The organism is Sphingomonas daechungensis (assembly GCF_039543105.1).
Classification (GTDB): domain Bacteria; phylum Pseudomonadota; class Alphaproteobacteria; order Sphingomonadales; family Sphingomonadaceae; genus Sphingomicrobium; species Sphingomicrobium daechungense.
In genome coordinates this window covers 2,567,967-2,581,382 of record NZ_BAABJC010000001.1, presented here as the reverse complement: position 1 = coordinate 2,581,382, position 13,416 = coordinate 2,567,967, and the positions used below count along the sequence as shown (strand labels likewise).

12 protein-coding genes are annotated in these 13,416 nt (G+C 63.5%); 5 read left to right on the top strand and 7 right to left on the bottom strand.

The features are described from left to right. Position 1: 1 nt before the first annotated feature. Genes aroC through ABD928_RS13360 form a run of 5 tightly spaced genes read right to left on the bottom strand, consistent with a single transcriptional unit; the run spans position 2 to position 4,897 of the window. Positions 2–1,060, bottom strand: coding sequence for a chorismate synthase (gene aroC, locus ABD928_RS13385; RefSeq protein WP_187714865.1), 1,059 nt, complete (start codon positions 1,058–1,060; stop codon positions 2–4). Beyond that, positions 1,057–1,587, bottom strand: coding sequence for a prephenate dehydratase domain-containing protein (locus ABD928_RS13380; protein WP_345169596.1), 531 nt, complete (start codon positions 1,585–1,587; stop codon positions 1,057–1,059). Before ABD928_RS13380 ends, aroC begins: the two co-directional genes overlap by 4 nt. Continuing rightward, entirely contained in the window at positions 1,584–2,888 is a 1,305-nt protein-coding gene (gene aroA / locus ABD928_RS13375; RefSeq protein WP_345169593.1) for a 3-phosphoshikimate 1-carboxyvinyltransferase, read from the bottom strand. Before aroA ends, ABD928_RS13380 begins: the two co-directional genes overlap by 4 nt. A gap of 2 nt (positions 2,889–2,890) precedes the next feature. Next, a complete protein-coding gene (locus ABD928_RS13370; RefSeq protein WP_425569727.1) occupies positions 2,891–4,729 on the bottom strand; it encodes a 3-deoxy-7-phosphoheptulonate synthase in 1,839 nt (612 codons plus the stop codon). A gap of 45 nt (positions 4,730–4,774) precedes the next feature. Beyond that, positions 4,775–4,897 carry a hypothetical protein gene (locus tag ABD928_RS13360; protein ID WP_345169590.1) on the bottom strand — a complete coding sequence of 41 codons (123 nt, stop codon included), beginning with the start codon at positions 4,895–4,897 and terminating at the stop codon, positions 4,775–4,777. 93 nt (positions 4,898–4,990) lie between these two features. Between ABD928_RS13360 and proB the strand changes: the two genes are divergently transcribed. Both proB and ABD928_RS13350 read left to right on the top strand, forming a co-directional pair. Further along, positions 4,991–6,136, top strand: coding sequence for a glutamate 5-kinase (gene proB / locus ABD928_RS13355; protein ID WP_345169587.1), 1,146 nt, complete (start codon positions 4,991–4,993; stop codon positions 6,134–6,136). Then, positions 6,133–7,365, top strand: a complete 1,233-nt coding sequence (locus ABD928_RS13350) for a glutamate-5-semialdehyde dehydrogenase (RefSeq protein WP_345169584.1) — start codon at positions 6,133–6,135, stop codon at positions 7,363–7,365. Before proB ends, ABD928_RS13350 begins: the two co-directional genes overlap by 4 nt. Positions 7,366–7,435: 70 nt before the next feature. On the opposite strand, the gene ABD928_RS13345 is transcribed toward ABD928_RS13350, so the two are convergent. Continuing rightward, positions 7,436–7,732, bottom strand: coding sequence for a hypothetical protein (locus ABD928_RS13345; protein WP_187714868.1), 297 nt, complete (start codon positions 7,730–7,732; stop codon positions 7,436–7,438). A gap of 3 nt (positions 7,733–7,735) precedes the next feature. Between ABD928_RS13345 and ABD928_RS13340 the strand changes: the two genes are divergently transcribed. From ABD928_RS13340 to thrC, 3 genes are read left to right on the top strand one after another with little or no spacing between them, the layout of a single operon-like run. Continuing rightward, positions 7,736–9,487: a homoserine dehydrogenase gene (locus tag ABD928_RS13340; RefSeq protein WP_345169580.1), complete on the top strand. Its 1,752-nt coding sequence runs from the start codon at positions 7,736–7,738 to the stop codon at positions 9,485–9,487. A 5-nt stretch (positions 9,488–9,492) separates the two neighbouring features. Continuing rightward, positions 9,493–10,449 (top strand): homoserine kinase, encoded by a 957-nt coding sequence (locus tag ABD928_RS13335; RefSeq protein ID WP_223276378.1) that lies wholly within the window; start codon positions 9,493–9,495, stop codon positions 10,447–10,449. Beyond that, positions 10,446–11,762, top strand: a complete 1,317-nt coding sequence (gene thrC, locus ABD928_RS13330) for a threonine synthase (RefSeq protein WP_187714871.1) — start codon at positions 10,446–10,448, stop codon at positions 11,760–11,762. Before ABD928_RS13335 ends, thrC begins: the two co-directional genes overlap by 4 nt. On the opposite strand, the gene ilvD is transcribed toward thrC, so the two are convergent. Next, positions 11,733–13,403: a dihydroxy-acid dehydratase gene (gene ilvD, locus ABD928_RS13325; protein ID WP_345169575.1), complete on the bottom strand. Its 1,671-nt coding sequence runs from the start codon at positions 13,401–13,403 to the stop codon at positions 11,733–11,735. The genes thrC and ilvD overlap by 30 nt on opposite strands. Between the last annotated feature and the right edge of the window lie 13 nt (positions 13,404–13,416).

Below are 13,416 nucleotides of genomic sequence, written 5' to 3'. Positions count from 1 at the left end.
GTCAACCGCACTGCGCCCGATGCAGCAGCATCTGGTCCGCAAGAACGAGCGCCATCATCGCTTCGACCACCTGAACTGCACGAATACCGACACAGGGGTCGTGGCGACCCTTGGTCACGATCTCCGTTTCCTGACCATCGCTGTCGATGGTTGGAACGGGCGTCAGAATCGACGACGTGGGCTTGAAAGCCACCCGAACGACAACGGGCTGCCCGCTAGAAATCCCACCAAGAATGCCGCCAGCGTGGTTCGAAAGGAAGGTCGGGCCCGCACGCATGGCATCGGCATTATCCTCACCGCGCAAGCGCGCCGCAGCGAATCCATCGCCGATCTCGACACCCTTGGCTGCATTGATCGACATCATCGCGGCCGCGAGCTCTGCGTCGAGCTTGCCGTAGATCGGCGCACCCCAGCCGGCAGGCACGCCGTCCGCTACGCATTCCACAATCGCACCGAGCGATGAGCCGGCCTTGCGAGCTTCATCGATCTTCCGCTCCCACCGCACGGCTGCGGCCGGATCAGGGCAATTCAACGGGTTCGAATCGATCGATTCGGCGTCGAACGCTTCCCGGTCGATCGCGTCCCCGCCAAGCTCGACAAGGTACCCGCGGATGCTCACGTCCGGTACGATCAGCCGCGCTACTGCGCCTGCCGCAACTCGCACAGCCGTCTCGCGAGCGGAACTTCGTCCCCCACCCCGCCAGTCCCGGAACCCGTACTTCGCATCATACGTGTAATCGGCGTGGCCGGGGCGATAGGCCTTCGACACATCCGAATAGTCCTTCGAACGCGGATCCTCATTCTCGATCAGCAGGCTGATCGGAGTGCCTGTCGTGCGTCCTTCGAACGTTCCGGACAGAATGCGGACCTGGTCGCTTTCACGGCGCTGGGTCGTGAAGCGGCTCGCACCCGGGCGCCTTTTGTCCAGCCACGGCTGGATGTCCGCTTCGGACACCTCGATCCCTGGAGGGCAGCCGTCGATGACCGCACCGATCGCCGGCCCGTGACTTTCGCCCCAGGTCGTCACGCGCAACACCCGCCCGAAGGTGTTGAGGCTCATCTCTCACCTCGCGCAACGATCGCAAACCGGGTCGCATTGTCGGGGCGATCGTGGACGTCCCGCCGTAGGATTGTGAGACCATAGAGGTCGGCAGCCGCCTTGGACGCAAGCACGCCGCGATCGGGGTTCGTCAGCATCTTCGCGGCGACGGCGGTGTTCGAAGTCTCTTCTGTCCTCACGCCCATTTCCGAAAGCGTTTGGGTGCATTGCAGGAGCGCAACCGGGTGGCTGACGACCGTGCGGATTTGCTCGAGCTTCGCGGAAGGCATCCCAAGCAGATGCATCCGCACGGGCAGGCTATGCTCTTCAACCGTGACCAGGCCAGCCTTTTCGACGAGTTCGCGGGCTCCTGTTTCACCGGCAGCATTGTTGGCGATCGGGAGCATTCCGAGGTCTACGCTGCCGCTCTCCACGGCGTCGACGACATCCGAAAAAGTGGGCAGCGCGATCGGCTCATGCTCGGGGACAAACCGCAAGCAAGCCTCGTGGGCAAACGCCCCTTCAGCTCCGGAATACGCGACCGTCACGAGATGCTCGCGCCGAGCGATTGCATGAGCGGAACGAAGTCGGGAAAACTGGTGGCGATCATGTCCGCGCTGTCCACCCCGATCGGCTGCTGCGCCGCAAGGCCCATCACCAAAAAGCTCATCGCGATGCGATGATCGTGATGAGCCTGTACGTTACCGCCGCCCCTCGGAGGCGCGCCGCGCCCTTCGACGATGAGGCTGTCGCCTTCTTCCCGCGCTTCCACACCGCATTCCAGCAGGCCGGCAACGATCGCCGCAAGCCGGTCACTCTCTTTGACCCTCAACTCGGCGAGCCCGTGCATCACAGTCCGACCTTCAGCGAAAGCGGCCGCGACTGCCAGAATTGGATATTCGTCGATCATCGACGGAGCTCGGTGCGCTGGGACTTCGACGCCGCTGAGCGACGACGTCGCCACGGCTAAATCCGCTACCGGCTCGCCACCCTCGATTCGTTCGTTCTTGACCTGAATTCCTGCACCCATCTCACGCAGCGTGATCAGCAGGCCGGCCCGGAGCGGGTTCAACATGACGTTGCGAACGGTCACCTGAGAACCTGGGACAATTAGCGCAGCGACAATCGGAAAGGCTGCCGACGACGGGTCTCCGGCTATCGTCACATCCGTTCCGATTAGTGAGCGGTGTTGCCCCAAAGCGATCCTGCTCCGCTCGGTCACCACCTCGCAGCCGAATTGGCGGAGCATGTTCTCGGTGTGGTCGCGGCTCGGAGCAGGCTCGATTACATCGACCTCGCCGTCGGCCCGCAGGCCGGCGAGCAGTATGGCGGATTTGACCTGGGCAGATGCCTTCTCGTTCATGAAGCGGATGCCCGTCAGGCCGCCGCCGTGGATGGTCAGAGGAAGCGTGCTTCCCTCCGTCCGCGCGCCCATGCTCCTGAGCGGCCCAAGGACTCGCTCCATCGGACGACTGCTCAGCGACGCGTCGCCCGTGAACGTTGCGCTTATTGGAAAGCCGGCCACAGCGCCCATCAACAGGCGTGCAGCCGTGCCGCTGTTACCGCAATCGATCGGAGCGGCCGGAGACTGCCATTTCGCCCCGCGCACGATCCATTCCCCGGGACCGACGCGCTCCGTTCCAGCGCCCAGCGCACCGACGGCGACTGCCGTCCGCAACACGTCGTCGCCTTCCAGCAAGCCGCGAATGCGCGTGACGCCATCGGCCATTCCGCCGAGGATCAATGCCCGGTGCGACATCGACTTGTCGCCAGGCATTTGAATTTCCCCCCGCAAGGGGCCGGAACGACTGGCAGTGAGACAGTCCCGCGCTTCGATTTCGGCCACCATGGTCATGCAGCGTTGGCGCGCTTAGCCTGATCCGCCACCATCGCTGCAACGGCGTGGGCGACGTCTAGCGCCTGGGCTTCGTTGAGGCGCGGATCGCAATGCGTGAGGTACCTGCGGCCTAGATCCTCGCGGGCTAGGTTGATGCTGCCGCCGAGGCACTCTGTCACGTCCGACCCCGTCATCTCCAGGTGGATGCCGCCTCCGTGGACGCCCTCGGCCTCGGCGATCTCGAAGAAAGTCCGGACTTCCTTCACGATATCGCCGACCATGCGGGTCTTGAGACCCTCCACGGTCCGCGTGTTGCCGTGCATCGGATCAATGCTCCAGATCACCTTACGGCCTTCGCGGCAAGTTATGCGCATCAGCTCCGGGAGGTGCTCCGCGACCTTGTCGGCACCGAAGCGGCCGATCAGGACGAGCTTCCCGGGCAGATTGTCGGGATCGATACGGTCCATCAGGCGGAGGAAATCGTCGGCGTTGATGCTTGGACCACACTTCAGTCCGACAGGATTGCCGACGCCGCGAGCGAACTCGACATGAGCGCCATCCAGTTGTCGGGTCCGGTCGCCGATCCACAACATGTGACCGGACGTCGCCCACCATTGCTCGCTCGCTTCGTCGAAACGGGTAAGCGCCTGTTCGTAGTTGAGAAGCAAGGCTTCATGGCTCGTGAACATCGAGATCGGACGCGGAGGCTCCTTCAATCCGACTTCGCGATGGACTCGCGGCAGGTCCGCGTAGGACGCGGATGCGTAGGCCTGCAGCAATTCGATGGTCACCTGCGCCTGACGATGAGCATCGAGGAGCCGCTTCGGATCGGGAACACGAGCCAGAGAAGTGAAAGCCGGGCCGTTTACGGCGTCGCCCCTGTAGCTCGGAAGCGTGACCTCGCCGATCGTCTCGACGGGTGACGAACGTGGCTTCGCAAATTGTCCGGCAATCCGTGCGAGGTGGACAACATCGCTCCCGGCTGCCCGGACGATCGCACCCATGCGCAACAGTAGGTTGTAGGTTACCCGGACTTTGTCGGCATCGAACTCCGCGAAGCTTTCCGCGCAGTCGCCGCCCTGCATGATGATCGCCTCACCATTCGCGACCCTTGCGAGCGCTGCCCGCAGGTGAATGATGTCCGCGACCTCGACGAGAGGTTCCGAACCGGCAAGCCGGCGCTCGACACGCGAAAGCGCCTCGGGATCGGGATAGTCAATCAGCTGCTCGGCCGGACGCGATCGCCAGGCCCCGGGCGTCCAATCGGATTTCGGTTGATGAGCTTTGGCCTCCGCCGGCGATTTTGCCTGAATCGCGACATTCTCGGCGGATACGCGACCCACCGCAAAAGCGACATTTCGGCCATCTTCCGACTGGAGTACGTCAAAGACCCTGAGCTCGCCCTCGGTCTCCGGGATGGATTCCGTGACGATGGCGATCGCTTCGCCTGCGAGCGCCGCACGAATGGCGTGTGCCTCGCTCGCCGCCCAGCGAACCGATGCCGCCGAGCCGAAATGGGCGCGAACGCGCGCCTCCAGCAGTTCCGGATTGTCGGACGGGGCCAGGACGAGGTCGGTCATGGCCTGCGCCTGAAGACTGTGGGCCATAATCTCGCGCCAGACCTGCTCGATCAGCATCGGCGCAGCGCGATCGGACCGATCCTTCAGCCGATCGAGGATCTGCACCTGACGCTTCGGCCGAATCTTCAGGTGGCGATCGCCTTCGGCATCCTTGCGCGCCGCAATATCGGCGGACGCCGCTAGCCGTTGCTCGATCAGGTCGAGGATCTGGTCGTCGATCCGGTCCAGATTTCCTCGCAGCGCAGCGAGGTCCTGCAGTTGTTCCTGGGTCACGTTGGTCTCGTTCTTGTGCCGCTTATCGGTGCGGCGGTTTACGGGTCAGTGCGTCTGCAAAATCTCCGGCCGCCCGTAGGCGTACCGGCCCGTAAACGAGACAAAAAAGCGCCAACCACGAAGCGACGTCGCGAAGTCCGAACCGTTGCTGTTCGCCGTGATGGTCATCCCCTTAAGGCTGGCGAAAGGCGACGGACATGTCAATATGGGATCCCTTTCAACGCATTGTCGAAGGTCCGGAACCTGATAAGAGCCGCCGCCATGCCCGAACTCGAAGAGGCTTTCGTGCGGCCCTCCGCACTGATCGAGGCCGCGCGCCGGATCACCGTCAAGGTGGGCTCGTCGCTGCTTGTGGAGCCCGGCGGCAATGGGATCCGGAGTGAATGGCTCTCGCGATTGGGGAGCGACGTCGCAAAATTGCGGAGCGCAGGCAAACAAGTCGCCCTGGTCTCCTCCGGGGCCGTAGCCCTTGGTCGGCAACACTTGTCTCTCAAGCGTTCGCCGAAGCTCGCCCTCAAGCAGGCAGCCGCAGCGGCAGGCCAGCCGCTGCTGATGCAGGCCTGGGACAAAGCACTCGCGCAATTTGGGATCCCGACGGCGCAGCTGTTGCTGACTCTCGATGACACGGAATCGCGCCGGCGTTGGCTCAATGCCAGGGCGACCATGGAAGTGCTGCTCGGGAACGGAGCCATTCCGGTCGTGAACGAGAACGACACTGTGGCGACCGAGGAACTTCGCTACGGCGACAACGACCGGCTGTCGGCAAGAGTCGCGCAGATGATCCAGGCGGACCTGCTCATCCTCCTCTCGGACGTCGATGGCGTCTACACCGGCGACCCGTCGCGAGACCCGTCGGCAGAACATATGCCACACATCTCCGTCATCACCGGCGAGGTCGAGGCCTGGGCGGGAGGGGCTTCCGGCGCCGGGCTAGGCTCGGGCGGCATGCGGACGAAGATCGCCGCAGCGCGGATCGCCCAGAGTTTCGGCTGCGCGACCGTCATCGCTTCGGGACGCGGAGGGCATCCGCTCCGCGCGCTTGGCGATGGCGGTCGCGCAACCGTCATCGATGCGAAAGGGTCGCCCGCGCGCGCCTACAAGCAATGGATCGCAGGCACTCTTGTCCCGGCAGGAAGTGTCAGCGTCGATGCGGGGGCAATGGCCGCGCTATCGGCCGGCAGAAGCCTTCTCCCGGCCGGGGTGAAGGCAGTCGAGGGCACGTTCGAACGCGGCGTTTGCCTGCGCGTCCTTGGATCGGAGGGCCAGGAAGTTGCCCGGGGCATCACCGCCTATACGTCGTCAGAAACTCAGGCGATCCTGGGTCGTCCGAGCAGCGAGTTCGAAGCTCATCTCGGCTACTCCGGTCCTGACGAGCTCATCCATCGCAATGACCTGGTGCTGATGTGAGCATCCATGAACAGATCGCAGCGATGGGTCGCAATGCCCGAGACGCCGCCGACGTCCTTCGCGGTGCGCCTGCCGAACAGCGCAGCGGGGCCATTCGCACAATCGCGGGACGCATTCGCGACCACTCCGAGAGCATCTTGGCGGCAAACGCGGCAGACGTCGCCGATGCCACGGCCCTCGTGGACAGGTTGCTGCTCACCCCCGAACGCGTCGAAGCGATGGCGCAAGCGGTCGAGGCCATCGCCCATCTGCCGGATCCGGTTGGCGCAGTCATCGAGCAATGGACGCGCCCCAACGGCTTGGAGATTTCGCGCATTCGCACGCCGATCGGGGTAATCGGCATGATCTACGAGAGCAGGCCAAACGTGACCGCCGATGCGGCAGCGATTTGTCTGCGGTCCGGGAATGCCGTCATCCTGCGGTCGGGATCGGAGGCCCTGCGAAGCTCGCTGGCGATCGGGGAAGCGATTGCCGAGGCTCTTTCCGAAGCTGGCTTGCCGACCGGATCCGTCCAGGTCGTACCGACCCCCGACCGTTCCGCCGTTGGGTTCATGCTCGAAGGGCTGAACGGTTCGATCGATCTCCTCATCCCTCGTGGCGGCAGGGCGCTTGTCGAGCGTGTACAGAACGAAGCTCGTGTGCCTGTGCTTGGGCACCTGGAAGGCGTTTGCCACACCTATGTTCACGTCTCGGCAGATCCGAAAATGGCCGCGGAAATCGTCCGCAACGCCAAGCTGCGGCGGGTCAGTGTTTGCGGCGCCACCGAGACCTTGCTGATCGACAGCGATGTCGCTCCCCGACTGCTTCCGAGCATCGCAGAGGCGCTGGGAGGGTGTGAGCTTCGCGGAGATGAAACCGCGCGAGCAATCGTGCCGATGGCCGCGGCCAGCGACGCGGACTGGCATGCCGAATATCTTGAACCCGTCCTCGCGGTGAAGACGGTTTCAGGTGTCGACGAAGCAGTCGATCACATCCGCCGCTACGGGACCGGTCATACCGAAGCGATCATCGCCGAGGATGCCGAGGCCGCCGAGCATTTCCTCGATCGCGTCGACAGCGCCATCGTCCTTTGGAACGCATCGACCCAGTTCGCTGACGGCGGTGAATTCGGGTTCGGTGCGGAAATCGGCATTGCGACGGGGAAGCTTCACGCTCGCGGTCCGGTCGGGCCCGAGCAGCTGACGACTTTCAAGTATCAGGTCCGCGGAACGGGCCAGATACGCCCCTGATCGGGATCCCGCCGCGGTGCCTTCTCTGGATCCACAGTTAGGAGTTAGGTCACAAATTGTATCCCATTTGTCACTGGACGTTGGAATTCCCCGCGATATCCTCCTTGCGGGTTGACGGCGGCGCATCATCCGTGCATTTTTGGGATCCAATGCAGAACAGCGTGACCTCAACTGCCGCACTTGCGCTCGACAGCGCAGCGGTTTTGCACGCCCAACGCACGATGATGATGATTACGACGATTATGACCACGCGCATGCGGGGCGTGACCGGCTGATAACCATCTAAACAAGGTTTCATCCGACCCGCTCCCCGAACCAGGCGAGCGGGTTTTTTTATGCCGAATTCTGACCGATCGAAAGCGAGCAAGAGATGTCCAGGCCAGACGATAAGCCGGAGGTGCAAGCGAAGCGCTTGTGCGTTCTGAAATTTGGAAGCTCTGTCCTCGAACGTGAGGAGGACTATCCGAAGGTCGTCGCCGAGATCTATCGCCACGTTCGTGACGGGGAAAAGGTCGTCGCGGTGGTGTCGGCCCTCGCCGGCGAAACGGATGCGCTCCTGGCCCAGGCGCACCGCGTCGGCGGAAATGCCGCTCCGGACGGGCTGGTTGCCCGGCTTGCGCGGGTCGGTGAACTTCAATCCGCGGCACTTCTGTCTCTAGCGCTCAGCAAGGCAGGACTGCGGGCCTGCACACTCGACCCGCACGAGATGGCGTTGGTTGCCGAGGGGTCCCCGCTCGACTCCAATCTCGCCGGCCTGGATTCGGAATCCGTTTGGGCCCGGATCAATGAAAATGACGCGGTCGTCGTCCCCGGTTTCATCGCCGATCACGCCGAGCATGGGGTCGTGACTTTGGGCCGGGGCGGAACCGATCTCAGTGCCGTCTTCTTCGCCGACCGTCTCAACGCCCACCGGGTCCGCCTGGTGAAGGACGTGGACGGCGTTTACGATCAAGACCCCGCCCGGAATGCGCGTGCGGAACGCTTCTCGCAAATGAGCTACGCGGAAGCGGAAGAAGCGAGCAGCGGCCTGATCCAGGTCAAGGCGATCCATGCCGCGGACGAGAAAGACGTCCTGATCGAAGTCGCGGCCTTGGGGTCACTCGAAGCGACCACGATTGCCCGCTTGCCGGCCGCGAAATCCTGCCCTCCCCGCTCGGAGCGGCTCAAGGTCGCATTGCTCGGCTGCGGGTCGGTTGGAGGCGGCGTGCTCCAGCTTCTGCTTGCGCAGCCGGAGCTGTTCCAGGTCGGCCCGGTGCTCGTTCGCACTCCCGTCCAGCACAACGAGAATGTCGTTTTCACTCAAAGCCTCGATGACGCGCTGGCGGACGATCCCGACGTTGTGATCGAGCTGGTCGGCGGTACCGAGCTGGCCGCCGACGCAATCCATTCCGCACTGGCGCGCGGAGCGCAGGTCGTAACCGCGAACAAGGCCGCTTTAGCTCGTCATTGGGACTCGCTTCATGCCTGTGCGGCGCGGCACGGTGGCGGTCTCCGCTTCTCGGCCGCGGTCGGTGGCGGTGCCCCGATCATCGAAACGCTACGGCGAATCACGGGTGGTGTCGTCTCCGTCGAGGGCGTGATGAACGGCACCTGCAACTATCTGCTCAGCCGCCTCGCCGAAGGTTGGACCTTCGAGGACGCGCTCAGGGCGGCGCAGAGGCTGGGCTTTGCCGAGGCGGATCCAACGGCAGACGTCGATGGTCACGATGCCGCCGACAAGCTCACCGTCCTCGCACGTGAAGCTTTCGGAATCGCACTTCAGCCCGCGCTGGTGCCCAAAGCGTCATTGAGTGACCTCCAACCTCGCGCAGCGCTGGAAGCCTTGGAACGCGGCGAAGTGCTCAAACAGGTCGGTCGCGTGCGGCTTTTGCCGGATGGCTCGGTCGAGGCGGAAGTTCAGCTTGCATCATTGCCGCTGGACCATCCGCTGGCAGCTGCGCGCGATGAAGAAAACCGCTTCCTTGTCACCGATTCCGCAGGCAACGTGCACGATGTCTTCGGCAAGGGTGCAGGTCGGTGGCCCACAGCGACAGCAGTATTCGCGGACGTGATGGACGCGCAGCGGGCGTTGCTCGGCCGTCGCCCCGTCGTGGGCGAAAAATCCGTGCGGCTAAGGGCATAGCGCAGATGATCCGCCAAGCCGCCAGCGCCAGCGCTCCGGCCAGCATCGGCAACGTTGGGGTTGGATTCGACATTCTCGGCCAAGCGTTCGAAGCAGCACATGACGTGGTCACTGCGGTTCGTGACGAACGGCCCGGAGTCCACCTCGTCGACGTCAGCGGCCTGGTCAGCTCACTTCCGGACGATACCGCGTCGAATACCGCCCTCGCCGCTGCAGACGCCGTGTTGAAGTCGGTCGGATCGCCGTGCGGGTTGCGGCTGTCGATCGTCAAGGGCGTGCCTCTTGCTGCTGGAATGGGCGGGTCTGCAGCGTCGGCCGTCGCCGGAGCAGCCGCTGCCAATGCCGTGCTTGGAGAGCCATACTCGCTCGGCGAACTCCTGCCCTTCGTCCTGGAGGGCGAACGGGTCGCATCGGACCCGCCTCATTGGGATAACGTCATGGCCAGTCTGCTCGGCGGCTTGGTGCTTGCCGCGCGGGAGGAGCCTGCCCTCATTCAACGGGTGCCAGTGCCCGACGGTGTGACATCGATCGTGCTTCACCCGGAGGTCAAGATCGAAACGCGCATGGCGCGATCCATCCTCGGATCTGAGGTACCTTTGAAGGTCGCAGTCGAACATGGTCGCCGGGTCGCATCGTTCATCCTGGGATGCTCGACCAATGATTTCGATTTGCTGCGCTCCGGTTTCGAGGATGTCCTTGTCGAGCCGCAGCGGCAGCACCTCTTGCCTTGCTTCAACCAGGTAAAGGCAGCCGCACTCGGTTCTGGAGCCTTGGGCTGCTCATTCTCTGGTTCGGGGCCGTCCGTGTTCGCCTGGGCCGTCGATGCAGACGCCGATGCGGTTGAGAATGCTTTGTCCATGGCCTTCGCGGATGCCGATGTCCCTGCGCGAGCGTATCGCGCACCCGTGTCTTCCGGCGGAGTGAAAGTCACTTTCAGTGACGAAGCGCTGGCAGCGGCATGAAGTTCGTCAGCACCCGAGGCCAGTCGCCTGCAGCAACGCTATCGGAAGCCCTTCTGAGCGGTGCCGCACCTGACGGCGGCCTTTACATGCCCGAGGTGCTTCCGAAAGCCGAACTGGACTTGCTTAATCCTGATGAGCCACTGGCAGAGTTCGCGGCGCGCCTCTTGCGACCTTTCTTTGCCGGCGACGAACTGGAGCCGCATCTCCGATCGATTTGCGAGCAATCCTTCGATTTCCCGATTAACCTCGTCGTCCCCAATCTGGCCAAACCGCAGTTCCACGCGCTGGAGCTGTTCAATGGACCGACCGGGGCGTTCAAGGATTTCGGCGCGCGATTCCTGATGAATTGCTTCGAGCGGCTTGCCGGGCGCGGACCCCTGACGGTTCTCGTCGCAACCTCTGGTGATACCGGCGGCGCAGTTGGGTGCGCTGCCGACGGACGCAAGTCGGTTCGCACTGTTATCCTGTTTCCGAAAGGGCGCGTCTCCGCTTTCCAGGAGCATCAGCTGACATGCTGGGGCGAAAACGTCACGGCGATCGAAATCGAGGGCGATTTCGACGATTGCCAACGGCTCGTGAAAGCCGCCTTCTGCAACCCGGCGCTGTGTGCCGAGCATCGATTGACATCCGCCAATTCGATCAATTTCGGAAGGCTGTTGCCCCAGCTTGCCTATGTCGCGCACGCGGCTTTGGCCAGGTTCAAGGCTACAGGCATGAAGCCCGGTTTCGTGGTTCCCAGCGGCAATCTCGGACACGGCTTCGCGGTACTCATGGCGAAGGCGATGGGCCTGCCGATCGGTCCGATCGTACTCGCCACCAATGCGAACAAAACGCTCAAGGACTGGCACGACAAGGGGCGCTACCAGCCTCGCGCCTCGGTCCAGACGCTGGCCAACGCCATGGACGTCGGCAATCCCAGCAACTTTGAGCGCCTGTCCGCGCTGGGTGTACAGCCGAGCGAACTCAGGGTGGAGCTGGTCACCGACGGTCAAATCCGGACACGGATCAAGGCTGTTTACGAAACGAGCGGTTACGTCGCATGCCCACATACGGCGACGACGTTCGAAGCCTGGTGGCGCTTGCCGAAAGACGAGCGCTCGGATCGCGACTGGATCGCCTTGGCGACGGCACATCCCTACAAGTTTGCGGACATGGTCGAGCCCCTGATCGGACGCGAAATCGAACCGACGGCGGCGCTTGCGAGCATTCTCAACCGGCGGACCTACAAGGTTCGAAGCGCGCCCGAGCTGGACGATCTTGCGCAGGTCCTCGAGGGGTCCGCCCTAATGGGGCAGCGTCACTGCGCCATGTGAAGCGGAGCCAACGAGCGCTGCATATTTGGCAAATGCCCCCGTCGATTCAGGCGATACGAGCCAATCGTTCGCGGCACGGGACGATAGGTCGGCAGTAGTTTCGACTACGCGCGAGTTCACGTCGATGACGATGCTGTCGCCGGTCTCGAGCAGTGCAATCGGACCTCCTCGCGCGGCTTCGGGCGAGATGTGGCCGACCATGAAACCGTAGGTTGCGCCGGAGAAGCGGCCATCGGTGATCAGCGCCACTGAGTCACCCAACCCTCGGCCCTGGATAGCGGCGGTAACGCCGAGCATCTCCCGCATGCCGGGGCCGCCGACAGGACCCTCACCGCGGATCACAACGACGTCGCCGGGCTCGATCAGTCCGTGCGTCACAGCGTCGAACGCAGCCTCTTCGCCGTCATAGACTTTTGCTGGTCCTTCGAACCGAAGCTTCCCGTGACCAGCGAGCTTCACGACGCAGCCCTCCGGCGCGATGTTGCCGTAGCAGATGCCGAACCCGCCTCGCTCCTTGATAGGCGCATCAGCGGTGACGATGACTTCCTGGCCTGGCGTCTCATCAGCATCGCGGAAATGATCGAATAGCGATTTGCCGGTAACCGTTGGAGCGTCGGAGATCAGTCCGGCTTCCATCAGTCGACGCCCCAGTAACGCCGTTCCACCCGCGGCGCTCATGTCGGGCGCCATGAAGCGTCCGCCCGGCTTCAAATCGGCGATGACGGGGGTGGAGCGGGAAACCTCATCGAAGATATCGATGTTGAACGCGCTCTCGGAAATGCCGGCCTCTCGGGCGATCGCCAGCAGGTGCAGGACAAGGTTGGTCGATCCCGCAGTTGCTGTTCCCGCAACCGCTGCGTTTCGCAGGCTCTCGGCCGTGATGAAGCTTCTCGCATTGCGCCCTGCGCGCAGTGCCTCGAGCGCCAACCTGCCCGCTTCGACGGCAGCCTCCCTCTTGTCGGGGTGAACGGCGGGAATATCGTTCAGACCCACCGGCGACAGGCCAAGGAAGCTCATTGCCAATGCCATCGTATTGGCCGTGAACTGACCTCCGCAAGCGCCGGCGCCCGGACAGGCCGCCTGCTCGACCGTCTGCAACTCCTGATCGCCGATCGCGCCCGCGCTGTGCGCCCCGACTGCTTCGAAAACGTCCTGGATGGTGATCGCCTTGGGCCCCAGGTGACCAGGCATGATCGAGCCGCCGTAAAGTACGACACTCGGCAAATCGAGGCGAGCCGCTGCCATAGCTGCAGCCGGAATGGTCTTGTCGCAGCCGACGATGAACACGACGCCGTCTAGCGAGTGGCCCCGAACGGCAAGTTCCGCGGAGTCCGCGATGACTTCGCGGCTCATCAGGGACGCACGCATGCCACGCGTTCCCATGGCAATACCGTCGGTTACGACGATCGTATTGAACTCGATCGGGGTCCCGCCCGCCTCTTCGATCCCGCGAGCGGCATGCTGGGCCAGATCGCGCAGGTGCATGTTGCACGGCGTTACGGTCGAAAAGCTGTGAACGATCGCGATCAGCGGCTTCGAAAGCGCTCTCGCATTGAAACCGGCAGCGTGAAGCATTGCTCTCGCCGGGGCACGCGACGGCCCTTCGACGACTTCGCGCGACGGCAAACCCTTGGAACTCATGGCTGAACCTGTA